The sequence below is a fragment of the Streptomyces avermitilis MA-4680 = NBRC 14893 genome (genome assembly GCF_000009765.2).
GTDB lineage: Bacteria > Actinomycetota > Actinomycetes > Streptomycetales > Streptomycetaceae > Streptomyces > Streptomyces avermitilis.
In genome coordinates, this window is the sequence record NC_003155.5 from 1,595,170 (window position 1) to 1,612,020 (window position 16,851).

Below are 16,851 nucleotides of genomic sequence, written 5' to 3' on the forward strand. Positions count from 1 at the left end.
CCGTGCTCGATGCCGACTTCTTCCGCCGTTGGATGACGGCGACCGCCGCGTCCGTCGACCGCGAGGCCGAGCGGCTCACCGCCCTCGACTCGCCGATCGGCGACGCCGACCACGGCAGCAATCTCCAGCGGGGGTTCCACGCCGTGGCGGTCACGCTGGAGAAGGAGGCGCCGGACACGCCCGGCGCCGTCCTCGTGCTCGCCGGGCGGCAGCTCATCTCGACGGTGGGCGGCGCCTCCGGGCCGCTGTACGGCACGCTGCTGCGCCGCACCGGCAAGGAGCTCGGGGACACGGCCGAGGTCACCGAGGAACAGCTGACGGACGCGCTGCGCGCGGGCGTGGACGCGGTGATGCAGCTCGGCGGAGCCGCGCCCGGCGACAAGACCATGATCGACGCGTTGGTTCCCGCGGTCGACGCGCTCAGTGACTCGTTCGCCGCCGGCCGGGCCGCGGCCGAGGAGGGCGCCGTCGCGACGACGCCCTTGCAGGCCCGCAAGGGCCGGGCGAGCTATCTGGGCGAGCGGAGCATCGGGCACCAGGATCCCGGTGCCACCTCCTCGGCGCTCCTGATCGCCGCGCTCGAGGAGGCCTCCGTTGAGTGACACCACGGACAAGCTCGTCGGCATCGTGCTGGTCTCGCACAGCGCGGACGTCGCCACCTCGGTCGCCGAACTGGCCAAGGGGCTGGCCGGGGGCGGCACGACCGCGCCGGTGGGGCCCGCGGGCGGCATCCCGGGCGGCGGCCTCGGCACCAGCGCCGAGCTGATCTCGGCCGCGGCCGCCTCCGTGGACCAGGGCGCCGGGGTGGCCGTGCTCATGGACCTGGGCAGCGCGATCCTCACCGTGAAGGCCCTGCTCGCGGAAGGCGACGAGCTGCCGGAGAACACCCGGCTGGTCGACGCCCCCTTCGTCGAGGGCGCGGTCGCCGCGGTCGTCACCGCCTCGGCGGGCGGTGACCTGGCGGCGGTGGAGGCGGCCGCCACGGAGGCGTACTCCTATCGCAAGGAATGAGAACGGCGAGGAACGGCCACCGCGAGGAATGACGACCGCGAGGAACGGCCACCGTAAGGAGTGACCGTAAGGAGTGACTGCCGCAGGAAGTGAGCCGCAGGCCGGTCCGCCCGGTCCGCTCCGTCCGCCCGTCTCGGCGGGCAGGGGCCGGGCCCTGCGGCCGCCGCCCCGCGGTCAGTTCTGGCGGAGGAACTCGCGGGCCAGCGCCTCTCCTTGGGCCACGGCCTCGACGTGGTTCTCGATGGGCGACACGGCGGAGTTCTTGAAGACGATGTACGTCACCCCGGAGTCGGTGCCGCCGCCACGTGGGTCGGGGCGGATGCCGAGGGCCTGGGCGGTGGCGTACGAGGCCTCGCCGATGATGTCGTGCGGTCCGGTGTCGCCGACGACCGTGTACTGGACCCGGTCCTGGTAGATCACGGCGGCGACCGAACCACCCCGGACGCCATGCTCGCGGTGGTCCCAGATATCGCCCGCGGTGGGCACGACGATGTACGGCAGGGTCTCGGCATTCAGCTGACGGCCGTCGGACTGCTGAAACGCGGTGGCGTCGGAGAACGACGGGTCGGTGCTCTCGTTGCACAGCAGGCCGGGCCGCCCGTCGCAGTCGATGTCCATGTCGGCCTTCCAGAACACGGCGTCGCGCCGGCCGCAGACGGGAATGTCGGCCGGCGCGCCGTCGTCGCTGCGGTAGCGCCCGTTCGAGACGGGAGCGCAGTCGCGTACCTTTGCGAGCAGATCGGCGGCGAGGACGGTGCCCTCACGCGCTGCCGCCGCCGGTTCACGGGTCCCGGCGGCTTCACGTGTCCGGGCGGCTTCGTGGGTCCGGGCCACTTCGTGGGTCCGGACGACGGGTGGCGACGTCGTGGGGGCGACCAGGGCGGCACTGGCCGCGACCAGCGTCAGCGACTGGACACGCACGATGAGGGACCCTCTCGTGGGGGACATTGACGGTCACCCACCCCAAGGTGGTGCGGGTCCCGGGCCACGGCCACCGGGAGGGGTCCGGACGGTGCACGGCGCCCTTACCACGCGCCGTGCGGCCGAGGGCCGGGTCCCCAGGGACCCCGGCCACCCGACCGCTTTCGCCGGCGCGGGATCAGCGACGACAGCGGTCCGCGCCGCGGGCACGAACTCCCATGGAAGACAGGTGAGTTCACACCGCGTCAGCCCTCAGCATACGTAGCCGCGCGCCGTCCCGGCCAACGCCGTCCGCCCTCTTGATGCGAGCGCGCCGCCATGGCATACAGGTACAGACCAATCCCGTCGAGGGAAGGGGGACCCGTGCGCCGACTGGTGCGACGCCTTCGTGTGCCGGTGATCTGCGGCTCGCTGTTCCTGACGGTGTCCTGCGGGTGGGGCGGACAGGACGGCGGCCGGGACGGGCCGCTGCCCTCGGCCCCGATGGGCGTCACGGCCGCGGCCGGCAGCGCGACCAGCGTGCACGTCATGTGGAACCAGGTGTCCGGGGGCCCGAAGGTCGCCGGGTACGAGGTATATCGCGGCACCACGAAGGTGAAGGACGTACCGGGTGCGGAGCACATGGTGGACATCACCAGGCTCAAGCCCTCGACGACGTACGTCTTCACCGTCCGGGCACGGGACGATGCGGGGAACGCCGGGCTGCCGAGCGCGAAGGTGCGCGCCACCACGCCCGCGGCCGTCGCCGCCGATCACCGGGCCCCCACCCGGCCGGGACGGCCCAGCGGCAAGGCGGTCGGGAGCCGGGCGGCCCAGCTGAACTGGGCGCGCTCGACGGACGACCGGGGGGTGGCCTCGTACGACATCTACCAGGGCACCTCGAAGATCCACAGCGTCGGCGGCGGGCAGACGGCGACCGTCGTGACGGGGCTGCGGCCGGGCACCCGCTACTCCTTCACCGTCCGGGCCCGCGACGCCGCCGACAACGTCTCGGCCGCGAGCGCCTCCGTACGGCTGACCACCGCCGGCGGGGCGGACGACGGACGGGGCACCGCGCCCACCCGATTCCGCGCCGGGACCCACCGCGCCGACGGGGCGTACTACATCGACCTGTCCTGGTCGCCGCCGGACACGGACGGAGTGATCACCGAGTACCAGATCCACCTCGACGGCCGTCCGGCGACCTCGCTCGTGTGGGGCGGCAAGCCGCCACGCGGCAAGGCCACGTACAGCTTCTACCTGGGACGGGACGCCGGCGCCAGACACCGGGTGCGGATCCGGGCGAAGCTGCCGGACGGCACGTGGGGCGGCTTCTCCGACGAGCGGACCGTGACCACGGGGGGACGCTAGGCCGTCGCGGCCGAGGGCGGCGGGGCAGCGGACGATCGGACGACAGAGCATCAGCTGTCCGCCGGACGATGGAATCGTTCACCTGCCCGGGGGCCGTCCGCATGCGGGCCGTCCCAGGGGCGCGTTGGCTCTTCCTGAGGCAGCACGGGCGATTCCCGACCCCAGGCGGCGCAAGGGATGTACCGCCAACCGTGCCGCTGGAGGGCAGTCCTATGCGCACTATTCAGCTGTTCAGCCGTTCCGGCCTGGCCGTGGCGGCCGCCGCGCTTCCTCTCACCCTCGCCTCCCCCGCGGCCGCCGCCTGGAATTCAGGGATCTCGGTGAGCACCAGCGGAAGCAACGTTTCGGTCGCCACCACCACGTGCACCCCGTTCAACGGCAGCCTGGGCAACGCCTCGCTGCTCTCCAGCGGCCAGGCGAACTTCACCCAGGGGCGCCTGGCGATGCTGACCGGGTCGAACATCAGCCAGTCCGGCGTCTGGTCCAACGTGAGTCCGGGCACGTACACGGTCGTGGTGGTCTGCGCGAACGGTTCGACGGCCGGCACCCAGTCCATCATCGTCTCCGGCAGCTCGACGCCCACCATCTCCGCGACGGCCTCGCCCTCGCGCGGGGTCATGGGCGGTGTCGGCGGGTCCGTCGAGCACTACGGCACCATCACCTTCGCGGTGGGCGCGGCCCTGGTGGCCGTCGGCGCCGTGGCGACGGGCTGGTATCTGCGCCGCCGCACCAAGCCGTACCGGCTCTGAACGCGCCGGCTCTGGACGCGTCGGCTCTGGACGCGTCGGCTCTGAACGCGTCGGCGGTGAGCGCGCCGGCCACCTACTCGTGCGCGGGCAACTCCTCGAACTCCGCCAGCGCATGGGTCAGCCACTGCGTCCAGAACGTCTCCAGGTCGATGCCGGCGCGCAGCACGAGATGCCTCAGCCGGTCCTGCGGCGTGTCCTTGCCGGGCCCGAAGTCGCGGTCCTGGATCTCCTCGTACTCCGTCAACTGCCGCTGGTGCAGGGCTAGATGCCGACGCAGGTCGTCCTCGATCCCCTCGGTGCCGACCACCGCCGAGGCGCGCAGCCGCAGCAATAGCGTGTCGCGCAGGGGCTTGGGTTCCTGGGCGGCGGCGGTCCAGCGGGCGAGTTCGGCGCGACCGGCGGGCAGCACCTCGTACGCCTTCTTCTGCCCGCGGGCCGGCTGCTGCGTGGGCAGCGCGCGGATGTAGCCCTCGGCCTCCAGTTTTCCCAGCTCGCGATAGATCTGCTGATGCGTCGCCGACCAGAAGTAACCGATCGACTTGTCGAAGCGGCGGGTCAGCTCGAGCCCCGACGACGGCTTCTCTAGCAGGGCGGTGAGGATCGCGTGCGGGAGTGACATGGGCTCATCCTAGGGACGGTGCCGCGGGGGTCCCCGCGGCTGCTACAGCGCGGCCGCCAGCTCCGTGCCCTGCTTGATGGCGCGCTTGGCGTCCAGTTCGGCGGCCACGTCCGCGCCGCCGATGAGGTGCGCGCGGTGGCCCGCGGCGATCAGTTCCTGGTACAGGTCGCGGCGCGGATCCTGCCCGGTGCACAGGACGACGGTGTCGACCTCCAGGACCTGGCTGTGCCCGTCGACGGTGATGTGCAGCCCGGCGTCGTCGATCCGGTCGTACTGGACGCCCGGGACCATGGTGACGCCACGGTGCTTGAGCTCGGTGCGGTGGATCCAGCCCGTGGTCTTGCCGAGTCCGGCGCCGACCTTGGAGGTCTTGCGCTGGAGGAGGTGGACCGTGCGCGGCGGGGCGGGCCGCTCGGGTGCGCCGAGGCCGCCGGGTGCGCGGTAGTCCATGTCGACGCCCCAGCTGCGGAAGTACGTCGCCGGGTCCTCGCTCGCCTTGTCGCCGCTGTCGGTGAGGTACTCGGCGACGTCGAAGCCGATGCCGCCGGCGCCGAGGACCGCGACGCGGTCGCCCACCGGGGCGCCGTCGCGCAGGACGTCGAGGTAGCCGAGCACGCTCGGGTGGTCGATGCCCGGGATCTCGGGGGTGCGCGGGCTGACGCCGGTGGCGACCACGACCTCCTCGTACGCCGCGACCTGCTCGGAGGTGACGCGGGTGTTCAACCGCACGTCGACGCCGTGCTGTTCGAGCTGGGTACGGAAGTAGCGGAGTGTCTCGTCGAACTCCTGCTTGCCGGGGACCTTGCGGGCGACGTTGAGCTGGCCGCCGATCTCGCTCGCGGCGTCGAAGAGCGTGACGTCGTGCCCGCGTTCGGCCGCGCTGACCGCGCAGGCCAGCCCGGCCGGACCGGCGCCCACCACGGCGACCCGCTTGCGCAGCCGGGTCGGGGACAGGATCAGCTCGGTCTCGTGGCAGGCGCGCGGGTTGACCAGGCAGGAGGTGATCTTCCCGCCGAAGGTGTGGTCGAGGCAGGCCTGGTTGCAGCCGATGCAGGTGTTGATGGCCTCCGGGCGTCCGGCCACGGCCTTGGCGACGAAGTCGGGGTCGGCGAGCATCGGGCGGGCCATCGAGACCATGTCCGCGTGCCCCTCGGCGAGCAACTGCTCAGCCAACTCGGGGGTGTTGATGCGGTTGGTGGTGACGAGGGGGACGGAGACGGCACCCATGACCTTCTTGGTCACCCAGGCGTACGCGCCGCGCGGCACGGAGGTCGCGATGGTGGGGATCCGGGCCTCGTGCCAGCCGATGCCGGTGTTGATGATGGTCGCTCCGGCCGCCTCGACGGCCTGGGCGAGGGTGATGACCTCGTCCAGGGACGATCCGCCGGGAACCAGGTCGAGCATCGACAGCCGGTAGATGATGATGAAGTCCTCGCCGACCGCCTCGCGGACGCGGCGGACGATCTCGACGGGGAAGCGCATGCGGTTCTCGTACGAGCCGCCCCAGCGGTCCTCGCGCCGGTTGGTCTGGGTGGCGATGAACTCGTTGATGAGGTAGCCCTCGGAGCCCATGATCTCGACGCCGTCGTACCCGGCCTGCCGCGCCAGACGGGCGGTGCGCGCGTAGTCGTCGATGGTCCGCTCGATCTCGGCGTCCGTCAGCGCGTGCGGCGGGAAGGGGCTGATCGGCGCCTGGAGGGCGCTGGGCGCGACGAGGTCCTGGTGATAGGCGTAGCGCCCGAAGTGGAGGATCTGCATCGCGATCTTCCCGCCCTCGCGGTGCACGGCCTCCGTGATGGCGGTGTGCTGCTCGGCCTCCGCCTCGGTGGTGAGCTTGGCGCCGCCCTCGTAGGGGCGTCCCGCGTCGTTGGGCGCGATGCCTCCGGTGACGATCAGGCCCACTCCCCCGCGCGCCCGGGCCGCGTAGAACTCCGCCATGCGCTCGAAGCCGCGCTCGGCCTCCTCCAGGCCCACGTGCATGGAGCCCATGAGGACGCGGTTGGGCAGGCTGGTGAAGCCCAGGTCGAGCGGGTTCAGCAGGTGCGGGTAACGGCTCATCGGGGGTCCTCCGTGCGCGGTGTCGTGCGTCTGTTGTAGACGACGGCGCAGGCTTTATGCAACTAGTTGCACAATCAGCGGAGGCACGAGTGGGCACGGTCACAGGGCAGGGGCGGCCACGGCGGCGACGGTCCCGGGGCCGGCCGCCGGCCCCGGCATCGGCTCGCTCGACCGCCTCCGCGGGGCGGACGTCCCGCGCGGGGCGACCGCCGACGGCCGGGCGACGACCGTCGAAGGCACCGCGCACCAGACCGGCACGGTGCGGCCCGATGCCTTCGACGCGATCCCGCGCGACTCCCTACGCCCCCTGGGGCTCCGACGCCCGCCCAGGTCTGGTGCCGATCACGACGTTGGCGCAGAGCTCCTCCGAGACGGCGAGCCGGGCGTCCAGGCCGCCGCGGGTGAACGTCTCGACGGCCAGGGACGCTTGGCGCTCACTCGTCTCGACGAGCAGCGAGCCGCCGGGGGACAGCCACCGGGAGGCCTCGGCGGTGACCCGGCGCAGGATGTCGAGGCCGTCCGAGCCGCCGTCCAGGGCGACCAGGGGTTCGTGGTCGCGGGCCTCCGGCGGCAGGAGGCCGACCTCATCGGTGGGCACGTACGGCACGTTGGCGGCCAGGATGTCCACGCGGCCGCGCAGGTGGCCGGGGAGGGCGGTGAACAGGTCGCCCTCGTGGACGTGACCGCCGCAGGCGGCGAGGTTGCGGCGGGCGCAGCGCACGGCCGCCGGGTCGATGTCGGCGGCGTGCAGTTCGGGGCCGTCGAGCGACGCGGCCAGTGCGGCGGCGACGGCACCCGAGCCGCAGCACAGGTCCACGACGACGGACACCTCACGCGCGAGGGAGACCGCCAGATCGACGAGGAACTCGGTACGGCGGCGGGGCACGAAGACGCCGGGATCCACGGTGATGCGCAGGCCGTGGAACCCGGCCCAGCCCAGGACGTGTTCGAGCGGCAGACCCGCGGCGCGCCGCTCGACCATCGTGGCGATCTCGCCGGGCGTGCGGGCGGTGGAGAGGATCAGCTCCGCCTCGTCCTCGGCGAAGACACAGCCGGCCGAACGGAGCGCGGCCACGACGGCGGAAGCGGAAGAAGAAGCGGAAGAAAGTGGTGGCATGGAAGCCGAGAGCCTTTCGGTGAGCCGAAGGGCGCCCTCGCGATCGCCTAGGGGCGGCGATCCGCACTGCTCGGAGAGGAGAGCACCCGACCTGACACAGCGGTAATGGGTCTCACCTCCTCGACATCCGCCCGGCCGGGGCGATCCACAGCCGGGACGACGACCCTAGCAGGAGCGGTCAGACACCGACGGACTCCTCCAACTCCTCCTCGGCGTCGGCCGGCTCCTCCCCGGCCGCCTTCTCCGCCGACGTCACGCCCACCGGCTTCGCGTGCGTGCGCCGGGGTGCGGCCGCACGGGCCCGTACGCGCTCCACCGCGCCGGCCACGGCGGTGAGCACCAGACCGGCCAGCAGCCAGACCACCAGCCTCCACACGTCGCCCGACAGGCCGTCCCGGCCGAAGTACAGGAGGCTGCGGACGCCTTCCACGAATCCGGCGCCGTTCCAGAAGGCGTGCAGGGTGCCGAAGAAGCCGTTCTGCAGCTCGGGGCGGAACAGGCCGCCGGAGCTGGTGAAGTTGAGCATCACGAAGAGCACCATCATGGCGAGGGTGGTCCAGCGCTTGAGGAACGTGTGGAGGCCCACGCCGATGAAGAGGATGCCCGCCGAGTAGAGCCAGCTCATCCCCCACACCGTCAGCAGGTCGTGGTGCGCGAGGTGGAACACGGGTCCGGCCAGCAGCGCACCGATGACGCTCACCACGCCGGAGACTCCGGCGGCCAGCAGCGCCCGGGCCCTCATGGGCAGCGTGGAGCCCGCGGCGCCGAGCGCGGCGACCGAGGCGTACGAGCCGATGCTCACCGCGATGAGCAGGAAGAACAGTCCCTGGCCCGTGGGGTCGTCGGCGGCCGGCGGCGCCACGTCGGTGACCTTGAGCGGGACGTCCCGCTGGGCGGCGACGGGCGTGAAGACCTTCTCGACGGCGGTGGCACCCATGTCGGACGCGGCCGTGGCGACGACCAGTTCGGGCGTCTTCGCGCTCGGCACATAGGCGCCCGTGATGTCACGGGACTTCAGCAGGTCGACCGCCTCGGCACGGCTCGCGACGGTCCGTACGTCGAGCTTGTCCCCGGCCTCGTCCTTGACCGTCTGGGCGAAGACCTTCGCCTCCGGGGCGGCCCCGACGACGGCGACGGGCAGATGGTTCGGCTCCGGTGTCACGAACGCGCCCATGTAGGCCAGCCCCATGCCGAGACACATCAGCAGGGGGGTGACCAGGTGCGTGAGCACATGACGCAGCGCCGGCGACCGCAGCCCGGTGTCCATGTGAACCCTCCTAAAGGTTGGCTTATACAACTCTCACTCAAGTTGTACTATACAACTAGGAGACGGAAGGAGGGGCCGTGAAGACAGTCGAAGGGCCCGATGAGACCGTTGTCACCGTCGAGGAACCCGGCGCGCACGGCGCGCACGGCGGGTCGGACGCGGAGGCGGCCGTCGAGACCATCCAGCGCGAGATGACGGCCTTCGCCCGCCGTGCCCGGGCCTCGGCGGGCCGGATGCACCCCGAGTTGTCGCTGGTGTCGTACACCCTGCTCGGGCACCTGGAGGAGAGCGGCGGCTGCCGCGCCACGGACCTCGCCACGCACTACACACTCGACAAGTCCACGGTGAGCCGTCAGGTGGCGGCACTGGAGCGCACGGGGCTCATCGAGCGGCGGCTCGATCCCGAGGACCACCGGGTACAGGTGCTGCATCTGACACAGGCGGGCCGAAGGATCCTGGCCCAGGTCACCGAGAGCCGCCGGGAGGCGTTCCACGAGCGCCTCGCCGACTGGCCGAAGGAGGATCTGGAGCGTTTCGCGGCCTATCTGCTGCGCTACAACGCGGCGGCGGGCGAGGGCCCGCTCAAGGAGAGGTCGGCGGACGGCTGACCCGTACCCCCTCGAGCGGCCCTCGTGGACTCCGCCTGCTCAGACACCCACTTGGCGGCCGGCCGGCACGTGCTCGGGCACCCGGGCCGCGAGGAACCTGGTCGTGCGGCGCAGCCGGAAGCCCAGGGCCTCGTAGAGGCGGATGGCGTTGGTGTTGCCCGCGCCGGTGTGCAGGAACGGGGTCTCGCCGCGTTCGCGGATGCCGTGGGCGACGGCCAGGACCAATCGGCCGGCCAGGCCCTCGCCGCGGAACTCCGGGTCGGTGCAGACCGCGCTGATCTCGGTCCAGCCCGGCGGATGCAGCCGCTCCCCCGCCATCGCGACGAGGGCGCCGCCCCGGCGGATCCCGAGATAGGTGCCGAGTTCCACGGTGCGTGGCAGGAAGGGGCCGGGCCTGGTGCGCTCGACCAGGTCCAGCATCTCGGGCACGTCCTCGGGGCCGAGGCGTACCGCCTCCGCGTCCGGGGCCGCCGCGATCCCGTTGTCGACGAGCTGGACGCCCGCGATGTCGAAGGTCACCTCCCAGCCGTCCGGGGCCCGGCCGCGGAACCCGGCGAGGGGCGCCTCTTCACCGGGCCCGACCAGCGCGGCGAGATCGGCCCAGTCGTCGGCATCGGGCTCGTCGGGCAGGCCCAGCCACGGCGAGACGTCGACGGGGTAGCGCAGGACACGGCCCCGGCGTTCGGCGAAGTGGGCGTGCGGGCCGGTGAGCGAGGCGAGCGCGGGGTTGTCGAGGACGTGGCGCTCCGGGCGCGGGCCGGCGATGTCCCGTGCGGGACGCGCTGCGGTCTCGCCGCTCACGTCGAGGGCGCGACGGTCGTCGCTCTGCCCCCTCACATCCAGCACATGGCCCTCGGCGCTCCGCCCGCGCACCTGCGGGACGCGGTCCCCGGCGCTCCGTCCGGCCTCCTCCGGCGCGCGGCCGTCGGTGTCCTGTGCGCTCATTCGGCGACCTCGATCACGACCTTGCCGCGGGCGTGGCCTTCCTCGACCGTGCGCAGGGCCTCGGCGGCCAGTTCGAGCGGGAATGTCCGCGTCACGTACGGCTTCAGCTCACCGCCGACGGCGAGCGCGGCCACGGCGTCCAGCACGGCCGCGGTGCGGGCCCGTGCCACCGGCGCGCCGCCCAGCCGCGCGACGGTCTCCCGGTCGGCGCCGGTGATCAGCTTCGTGCGGTCGGTGAGCAGCGTGGCCGCGGCCTCCAGGACCTCGCCGCCGACGAGGTCGAACACAGCGTCCACGTCGCCCGGAGCCGCCGCGCGCACCCGCTCGGCCAGCTCGGGACCGGAGGGCACGTGCACGGCGCTGAGCGATTCGACGAGGTCCTTCTTGGCCTCGCTCGCGACCCCCACGACCCGCAGTCCCGCGGCCCGAGCGAGCTGGACGGCCGCGACACCCACGCCCCCGCCCGCGCCGGTGATCAGCAGCGTCGCACCGGAGGGCAGGCCGAGCTGGCGGACGCCGTCGTACGCGGTCGCCGCCGCGACGGGCAGGGTCGCGGCGTCCGTGAAGGACAGCCCGGCGGGTTTGTGCGCGGTCGTCGTCACCGGCAGCACCGCGTACTGGGCGTATCCGCCGGCCACCGGGTTGCCGAAGACCTCGTCGCCGACGGCGAAGCCGGTCACGCCCTCGCCGGTCTCCTCGACGACGCCGGATACCTCGTTGCCGAAGACGGCGGGCAGTTCGCGGGCCGGGCCGCCGGGGCGCCGGTAACCGGTGCGCTGCTTCCAGTCGACCGGGTTCACGCCCGCCGCGCGCACCGCGACGACGAGCTGTCCCGGGCCGGCGCTCGGCCGGTCCAGATCGACGAGCGCCTCGGTCTCCGGGCCGCCGTACCGCGTGAACACGTACGCCTTGGGCATCTGCTCCCTCACTCTCCTTCGCTGTCACCGAGTGACCGGCTGCCAGGGCCACCGGCGTCGGCACTCAACGGCAAGGGAGATCGCTGGACGGCTATTCCCGGGCCGCCGAAGAGTTCATACGGCCGCAACGATCGGCCGTCCGACAAGGGCGGGGGCGCCGTCGCCGACCGCGTACGGTTGAATGCGTAAGTACTGATCACGTCCGGCCGGCGGGCCGCCGCTCGGACGGCCTGGAGGCACCACCCGCAATGAACGTCACCCGAGGCTTCACGGGGCGCCCGCGCGTCCATCATCCCGGACTGCCGCCCGGCCAGTACGACGCGGGCGACGACTGGCCCGTCCTGTCCGCCGAGGTCACGCCGGACCTGGCGGCGGCCGACTGGTCCTTCCGGATCGACGGTCTGGTGGCCGAGCCGCGCACCTGGAGCTGGGACGCGGCGCACGCGCTGGCGCCGTCCGCCTACGAGGGCGACATCCACTGCGTGACCAGCTGGTCGAAGTTCGGGGTGCGCTTCGGGGGTGTGTCGCTGGACGCGTTCCTGGGTCTCGTACGCCCGGACGCGACCGCCACCCACGCCGTCGCCTACTCGCACACCGGGTACACCACGAACCTGCCGCTGACGGATCTCACCGGGGGGCGCGCCTGGATCGCGTGGGAGTACGACGGCAGGCCGCTGCCCGCCGAGCACGGCGGCCCGGCGCGGCTGCTCGTGCCGCATCTGTACTTCTGGAAGAGCGCCAAGTGGATCGCGGGCCTCAGGATCCTCGACCACGACGAGCCGGGCTTCTGGGAGCAGAACGGCTATCACGCCCGCGGCAACCCCTGGGAAGAGCAGCGTTACTCCGGTGACTGAGACCTTCGTACCCCCGACCCGGTTCGCCGTGCCCGGCCGGATCGCCGTGAGCAACCGGGCAGCGGCCGTCTGGCAGACCGCCACGCTCACCGAGATCCGCCGTGAGACGCCGCACGCCGCCACCTTCCGGTTCGCGGTGCCCGGCTGGCAGGGCCATCTGCCCGGCCAGCACCTGATGCTGCGGCTGACGGCCGAGGACGGCTACGGGGCGCAGCGGCACTACTCGATCGCGTCGCCGCCCGAGGACGCCGGGCACATCGAGCTGACGCTGGACCATGTCGAGGGCGGCGAGGTCTCCGGCTGGTTCCACACGGTGGCCGAGCCCGGTGACGAGGTGCAGGTGCGCGGTCCGCTCAGCGGCTTCTTCGCGTGGCCCGGCGACCGGCCCGCGCTGCTGATCGGCGCGGGCTCCGGTGTCGTACCGCTGATGTCGATGGTGCGCCATCACCGGGCGCAGGGGTCGACGGTGCCGTTGCGGCTGCTCGTCTCGGCGCGCAGCCCGCAGGAGCTGATCTACGCCCGCGAGTACGGCGACGAGACCACGCCCGTCTTCACCCGCGACGCCGCGGCGGGGGTGCCCGTGGGCCGTATGTCGGCCGCCCATGTGGCGCCGCTCCTGGACCGGGCGCCTCCTGGTGGGTGGGAGGCCTATGTGTGCGGCTCCAACGGGTTCGCGGAGCATGCCTCGCGGCTGCTCGTCGAGGCCGGTCAGCCGGTGCACCGTATCCGGATCGAGCGCTTCGGCTGACCTCCCGCGTGGGGCCGTCAGCAGTGCGGGACCACGGCCACCGGACAGCCTGCGTGGTGGATCAGGGAGCGGGCGGCCCGGCCCAGGCCCGGTGCCGACGTACGGCGGCCGATCACCAGGAGCCCGGCCCGGATGGACGCCCTGAGCAGGTGGTGTCCGGGATGACCGGGGATCACCCGCTCCAGGACGTCGGTCCCCGGAAACTTGTGCCGCCAGGGTTGCAGCGTCGTCGTCAGCGTCCGCCGCGCGCCCTCCTCCCGCTCGGCCGCGTCGCCGGGCAGCGGCGCTCCGGGCGCGTGTCCCGTCGGCGGGAGTGTCGTCCAGGTGTGCACCACGTGCAGCGGCGCCGAGCGCACGGCCGCCGCCTCGAAGGCGTAGGCGATCAGCCGGTCGGCCGGGTGGTCCAGGTCGAGGCCGAGGACGACCGGCAGATACGCGGCCCGGCCGGGCGGTGTGCCGTCGTCGGCCGGCATCCGCTCGTCCTCGGCCAGTTCGCCCGTGCGCACGAGCACGACCGGGCGCGCGGCGCGGGCCGCGACGGCGAGGGCCACCGAGCCCACGAGGAATCCCGCGAATCCGGTGAATCCCCGGGAGCCGAGGACGAGCGTCTCCGCCTCCGCTGCCGCCGCCAGCAGCGCCGGGACCGCGGGTGTCTCGGTACGGCGGGCGATGATGTCCAACGCCGGGTGCGCGTAAGCCAGTTGGACCGCGGCCCGGTCGAGGGCGGTGCGCGCGGGCAGGTCGACGTCCGGCACGGGGGCGGGGACGGGCGGTTCGGCGCCCGCGTGCAGCAGGCGCAGCGGGAGTCGGCGGCGTTCGGCCTCGCGTGCGGCCCAGTCGGCGGCGTCGAGGCCGGTGCGCGATCCGTCGATGCCGACGGTGATGGTGCGGGTGCCGGAGGTCATGGCTCCTGCCTTTCGGATTTCGACGATCGACCGTTCCGGGAGGCGTGCACGCGGGGTGCGCGAGGCGTGCGCGCGGGGTGCTGCTTGTGGTGACGGCTGAGGCGCGTGGGGATGTTGTGGCGGCGGGGAGGGCGCACCGGGGTGTTCCCGGCGGCGGTGGGGGCACCCGGGGTGCTGGGCATCCTTCGCCATGCGGGCTCCTTCTCCTCACGCGACCGATGCGCGGGTTCCACGGGGTGCGCGGATCAGTCGTACAGGCGGACAATCAGCACCAGGCCCCTTGTGGGCGCTGCCGTCGGGCGCACCGCGCCGGGAGAGGTGTACCTGCCGGGCCAGGTTCCGTTCGGCCCCTTCCCGGGCCGGGCGGAGGCGGCGAGGAGGTCGGACATGCGAACCCGGATGCGGTACCGGTATGAACGTCGTAATCCGCTGCGGCGCCGCTCGGACGTCGTCGAGGCGTGGACGGCCCTGGTCGTCGCCGTGCTGCTGTTCGTCGCCGCGCCGCTCGCCGGTGCGGCCGTGGGCTGGTGGGCGTACGACAGCTCGCACTCGCTCGCCACGGCCCAGCGGGCCGAGCGGCGGCATGTCTCCGCGACCCTCGTCGAGAACGCTCCCGCCGCGGTCCCGTCCGTCCAGGACAGCAAGGAGCCGCTGTACCAGGTGAAGGTGCGCTGGACCGAGCCGGGCCGGGGCGCGCGCACCGGACCGGCCATGGTCCCGGCGGGCTCCCTGCGCGGCGAACGGACCGATGTGTGGCTGGACGGCCGGGGCAGGAGCGTCGCGCCGCCGGTGACCGACACCCTGGTCTGGCAGCACGCGGTGACGTCGGGCGTGTGGACCACGGGCGGCGTCGTGGGCCTGGTCCTGCTCGCCCGGATCGCCGAGCGCCGGATCGCCGAACGGCACCGCATGGCCGAGTGGGAGGAGGAATGGGCGCGTACGGGCCCGGAGTGGAGGAAGCGGACCGCGTGACGGCGCCCGGGTACGCCCGGGGCGCCCCGGTCAGCGCCCGGTAGCAGGGCTCCGGGAGTCTCCCGCCTGTCTCGGGCCGGGTTCCCGCGACGTCGGCAGCCGCGACCCGGCCCGCACCGATCGCCGGCCAACCGCCGGAGATCTCGCGCTCCCCGTCCGCGACGAGCGGCCGGAGGTCCTTCCCGACCAGATCCGGACGGCCGTGCCGGAGCCGGTCACCGTCCTGTCCTGGCAAGGCCTGGCGGCCCCCTCGGCAGCCCCCGTACGGTGTGATCATCCGCGCTCATGGCCAGACACTCATGACATCAAAGGTGGTCCCTCATGGCCCTGTTCGACCTGCCTCTCGACCAGCTCCGCGGTTATCGCAGCGCGTCGGCCGAGCCCGAGGACTTCGACGCCTTCTGGGCCAAGACGCTCCAGGAGGCCCGCCAGTACGACCTCGGTCCCCGTTTCGAGCCGGTCGAGACGCACCTCGAGACGGTCGAGGTGTACGACGTCACGTTCGCCGGGTTCGACGGTCACCCGGTGAAGGGCTGGCTGACGCTGCCCGCCCGGGCGAACGCGCCGCTGCCGACGGTCGTGGAGTTCATCGGGTACGGCGGCGGACGCGGCCTTCCGCACACGCATCTGCTGTGGGCCTCGGCCGGCTTCGCGCACTTCGTGATGGACACACGGGGCCAGGGCAGCGCGTGGGGCGGCGGTGACACTCCCGACCCGGTGGGCAGCGGGCCCGCTTTCCCCGGATTCATGACCCGGGGGGTGGAGGACCCCGAAAGCTACTACTACCGGCGGCTGTTCACCGACGGCGTCCGTGCCGTGGAGGCGGCCCGGGCCCATCCCCTGACCGACTCCGCCCGCGTCGCGGCCGTCGGCACCAGCCAGGGCGGCGGCATCACGATCGCGGTGGGCGGCCTGGTCCCCGACCTGGCCGCGGTCGCGCCGGACGTGCCGTTCCTGTGCGACTTCCCGCGCGCGACGACGCTGACGGACCGCGACCCGTACCGCGAGATCGGCAGGTACCTCAAGACGAACCGCGGCCGCACGGAGCAGGTGCAGCGCACGCTGTCCTACTTCGACGGCGTGCACTTCGCCGCCCGCGGGAGCGCTCCCGCGCTCTTCTCCGCGGCCCTCGAGGACCAGACGTGCCCGCCGTCCACCGTCTTCGCCGCCTTCAACGCGTGGGCGCACGCCGACAAGGCGATCGAGGTGTACGACTTCAACGACCACGAGGGCGGCGGCCCCTATCAGGAGGCGGCACAGCTGCGCTGGCTGCCGGACCGTCTTCGATGAGCATGAGCCGGGCGGCGACGGCCGAGGCGGCCCGGCGGTTCGTGGCGGTGTGGGAGCGGGCCTGGGCGGCGCACGACGTGGACGCGATCGTCGGCCTGTACGCCGAGGACTGCGTCCACCGCTCGATGCCGTTCCGCGAGCCGCACCGGGGCCGCGCCGCACTCGCCGAGTACATCCGCTGGTCGTTCGCGGCCGAGCGGACCCAGGACGTGCGCTTCTCCGAGCCCGTCGTCGGCGACGACGGGCTCGCGGTCGCGGAGTTCCGGGTGCTGGCCGAGGAGGACGGCACGCCCTCGACACTCGCCGGCTGCGTCTTCGTACGCTTCGACGCGAGCGGCCTGGCCGTGGAGACCCGTGACTACTGGCACACCGTCACAGGCCACAAGGAGCCCACCGGTTCGATGTTCCTGAGGTGAGTTGGGGCTGACGTGGGGCTGACGTCGGGCCGGCTCGGGCCGACTTGGGGCCTCGGCCCGGTGGTGGCGCGACATCCGTCCGCGTCCGACGGCTTCCGTCCGGT

Annotated in this window: 18 protein-coding genes; 10 read left to right on the forward strand and 8 right to left on the reverse strand. The window is 73.0% G+C overall.

The features are described 5' to 3' along the window. Nucleotides 1-2: 2 nt before the first annotated feature. Nucleotides 3-602 carry a dihydroxyacetone kinase subunit DhaL gene (gene dhaL / locus SAVERM_RS06900; RefSeq protein ID WP_010982724.1) on the forward strand — a complete coding sequence of 200 codons (600 nt, stop codon included), beginning with the start codon at nucleotides 3-5 and terminating at the stop codon, nucleotides 600-602. Then, nucleotides 595-1,011 carry a PTS-dependent dihydroxyacetone kinase phosphotransferase subunit DhaM gene (locus SAVERM_RS06905; protein ID WP_010982725.1) on the forward strand — a complete coding sequence of 139 codons (417 nt, stop codon included), beginning with the start codon at nucleotides 595-597 and terminating at the stop codon, nucleotides 1,009-1,011. The genes dhaL and SAVERM_RS06905 overlap by 8 nt, the downstream gene beginning before the upstream one ends. 174 nt (nucleotides 1,012-1,185) lie before the next feature. On the opposite strand, the gene SAVERM_RS06910 is transcribed toward SAVERM_RS06905, so the two are convergent. Then, nucleotides 1,186-1,932: a glycoside hydrolase family 75 protein gene (locus tag SAVERM_RS06910; protein WP_037646066.1), complete on the reverse strand. Its 747-nt coding sequence runs from the start codon at nucleotides 1,930-1,932 to the stop codon at nucleotides 1,186-1,188. Between the two features lie 318 nt (nucleotides 1,933-2,250). Here SAVERM_RS06910 and SAVERM_RS06915 point away from each other — a divergent pair, with 318 nt between their 5' ends. Next, nucleotides 2,251-3,282: a fibronectin type III domain-containing protein gene (locus SAVERM_RS06915; protein ID WP_010982727.1), complete on the forward strand. Its 1,032-nt coding sequence runs from the start codon at nucleotides 2,251-2,253 to the stop codon at nucleotides 3,280-3,282. Nucleotides 3,283-3,494: 212 nt separating this feature from the next. Continuing rightward, on the forward strand, nucleotides 3,495-4,031 hold the full coding sequence (locus SAVERM_RS06920; protein ID WP_010982728.1) for a hypothetical protein: 537 nt from the start codon (nucleotides 3,495-3,497) through the stop codon (nucleotides 4,029-4,031). 73 nt (nucleotides 4,032-4,104) lie between these two features. Here the strand turns inward: SAVERM_RS06920 and SAVERM_RS06925 are convergent, their stop codons facing one another. The 4 genes from SAVERM_RS06925 to SAVERM_RS06940 form a co-directional block, all read right to left on the reverse strand. Continuing rightward, the gene (locus SAVERM_RS06925) at nucleotides 4,105-4,650 is read right to left on the reverse strand and encodes a PadR family transcriptional regulator (protein WP_010982729.1); all 546 of its coding nucleotides are present in this window, start codon (nucleotides 4,648-4,650) and stop codon (nucleotides 4,105-4,107) included. 42 nt (nucleotides 4,651-4,692) lie between these two features. Further along, a complete protein-coding gene (locus SAVERM_RS06930) occupies nucleotides 4,693-6,708 on the reverse strand; it encodes an NADPH-dependent 2,4-dienoyl-CoA reductase (RefSeq protein ID WP_010982730.1) in 2,016 nt (671 codons plus the stop codon). 298 nt (nucleotides 6,709-7,006) lie between these two features. After that, the gene (locus SAVERM_RS06935; RefSeq protein WP_010982731.1) at nucleotides 7,007-7,825 is read right to left on the reverse strand and encodes a putative protein N(5)-glutamine methyltransferase; all 819 of its coding nucleotides are present in this window, start codon (nucleotides 7,823-7,825) and stop codon (nucleotides 7,007-7,009) included. Between the two features lie 178 nt (nucleotides 7,826-8,003). Next, a complete protein-coding gene (locus SAVERM_RS06940) occupies nucleotides 8,004-9,092 on the reverse strand; it encodes a hypothetical protein (protein ID WP_237528727.1) in 1,089 nt (362 codons plus the stop codon). A gap of 77 nt (nucleotides 9,093-9,169) precedes the next feature. Between SAVERM_RS06940 and SAVERM_RS06945 the strand changes: the two genes are divergently transcribed. After that, nucleotides 9,170-9,700 (forward strand): MarR family winged helix-turn-helix transcriptional regulator, encoded by a 531-nt coding sequence (locus tag SAVERM_RS06945; protein WP_010982733.1) that lies wholly within the window; start codon nucleotides 9,170-9,172, stop codon nucleotides 9,698-9,700. A gap of 39 nt (nucleotides 9,701-9,739) precedes the next feature. Here SAVERM_RS06945 and SAVERM_RS06950 read toward each other — a convergent pair whose 3' ends face one another. Together SAVERM_RS06950 and SAVERM_RS06955 are read right to left on the reverse strand one after the other, a co-directional pair. Further along, nucleotides 9,740-10,465: a GNAT family N-acetyltransferase gene (locus SAVERM_RS06950; RefSeq protein ID WP_037646270.1), complete on the reverse strand. Its 726-nt coding sequence runs from the start codon at nucleotides 10,463-10,465 to the stop codon at nucleotides 9,740-9,742. Nucleotides 10,466-10,641: 176 nt separating this feature from the next. Further along, nucleotides 10,642-11,562, reverse strand: coding sequence for an NADP-dependent oxidoreductase (locus SAVERM_RS06955; protein ID WP_010982735.1), 921 nt, complete (start codon nucleotides 11,560-11,562; stop codon nucleotides 10,642-10,644). Nucleotides 11,563-11,810: 248 nt separating this feature from the next. On the opposite strand from SAVERM_RS06955, the gene SAVERM_RS06960 reads away from it, so the two are divergent. Further along, nucleotides 11,811-12,416 (forward strand): sulfite oxidase-like oxidoreductase, encoded by a 606-nt coding sequence (locus SAVERM_RS06960; RefSeq protein ID WP_010982736.1) that lies wholly within the window; start codon nucleotides 11,811-11,813, stop codon nucleotides 12,414-12,416. Then, entirely contained in the window at nucleotides 12,409-13,164 is a 756-nt protein-coding gene (locus SAVERM_RS06965) for a ferredoxin reductase (RefSeq protein ID WP_010982737.1), read from the forward strand. The genes SAVERM_RS06960 and SAVERM_RS06965 overlap by 8 nt, the downstream gene beginning before the upstream one ends. 17 nt (nucleotides 13,165-13,181) lie before the next feature. On the opposite strand, the gene SAVERM_RS06970 is transcribed toward SAVERM_RS06965, so the two are convergent. Next, complete coding sequence (locus SAVERM_RS06970) at nucleotides 13,182-14,069, reverse strand: universal stress protein (RefSeq protein WP_010982738.1); 888 nt, start codon at nucleotides 14,067-14,069, stop codon at nucleotides 13,182-13,184. 387 nt (nucleotides 14,070-14,456) lie between these two features. Here SAVERM_RS06970 and SAVERM_RS06975 point away from each other — a divergent pair, with 387 nt between their 5' ends. From SAVERM_RS06975 to SAVERM_RS06985, 3 genes are all read left to right on the forward strand, one after another. Then, nucleotides 14,457-15,041 (forward strand): Rv1733c family protein, encoded by a 585-nt coding sequence (locus SAVERM_RS06975; RefSeq protein ID WP_037646058.1) that lies wholly within the window; start codon nucleotides 14,457-14,459, stop codon nucleotides 15,039-15,041. A 321-nt stretch (nucleotides 15,042-15,362) separates the two neighbouring features. Continuing rightward, a complete protein-coding gene (locus SAVERM_RS06980) occupies nucleotides 15,363-16,331 on the forward strand; it encodes an acetylxylan esterase (protein ID WP_010982740.1) in 969 nt (322 codons plus the stop codon). After that, nucleotides 16,328-16,747 (forward strand): nuclear transport factor 2 family protein, encoded by a 420-nt coding sequence (locus SAVERM_RS06985; RefSeq protein WP_010982741.1) that lies wholly within the window; start codon nucleotides 16,328-16,330, stop codon nucleotides 16,745-16,747. The genes SAVERM_RS06980 and SAVERM_RS06985 overlap by 4 nt, the downstream gene beginning before the upstream one ends. Nucleotides 16,748-16,851 lie beyond the last annotated feature (104 nt).

Excerpts from the sequence above, each read along its gene's own strand:
- SAVERM_RS06980 (WP_010982740.1), top strand. The coding sequence starts at position 15,363 with ATGGCCCTGTTCGACCTGCCTCTCGACCAGCTCCGCGGTTATCGCAGC.
- SAVERM_RS06925 (WP_010982729.1), bottom strand. The coding sequence starts at position 4,650 with ATGTCACTCCCGCACGCGATCCTCACCGCCCTGCTAGAGAAGCCGTCG.
- SAVERM_RS06985 (WP_010982741.1), top strand. The coding sequence starts at position 16,328 with ATGAGCATGAGCCGGGCGGCGACGGCCGAGGCGGCCCGGCGGTTCGTG.
- SAVERM_RS06930 (WP_010982730.1), bottom strand. The coding sequence starts at position 6,708 with ATGAGCCGTTACCCGCACCTGCTGAACCCGCTCGACCTGGGCTTCACC.
- SAVERM_RS06935 (WP_010982731.1), bottom strand. The coding sequence starts at position 7,825 with ATGCCACCACTTTCTTCCGCTTCTTCTTCCGCTTCCGCCGTCGTGGCC.
- SAVERM_RS06915 (WP_010982727.1), top strand. The coding sequence starts at position 2,251 with ATGGCATACAGGTACAGACCAATCCCGTCGAGGGAAGGGGGACCCGTG.
- SAVERM_RS06920 (WP_010982728.1), top strand. The coding sequence starts at position 3,495 with ATGCGCACTATTCAGCTGTTCAGCCGTTCCGGCCTGGCCGTGGCGGCC.
- SAVERM_RS06940 (WP_237528727.1), bottom strand. The coding sequence starts at position 9,092 with ATGGACACCGGGCTGCGGTCGCCGGCGCTGCGTCATGTGCTCACGCAC.
- SAVERM_RS06970 (WP_010982738.1), bottom strand. The coding sequence starts at position 14,069 with ATGACCTCCGGCACCCGCACCATCACCGTCGGCATCGACGGATCGCGC.
- SAVERM_RS06955 (WP_010982735.1), bottom strand. The coding sequence starts at position 11,562 with ATGCCCAAGGCGTACGTGTTCACGCGGTACGGCGGCCCGGAGACCGAG.
- SAVERM_RS06975 (WP_037646058.1), top strand. The coding sequence starts at position 14,457 with ATGCGAACCCGGATGCGGTACCGGTATGAACGTCGTAATCCGCTGCGG.
- SAVERM_RS06960 (WP_010982736.1), top strand. The coding sequence starts at position 11,811 with ATGAACGTCACCCGAGGCTTCACGGGGCGCCCGCGCGTCCATCATCCC.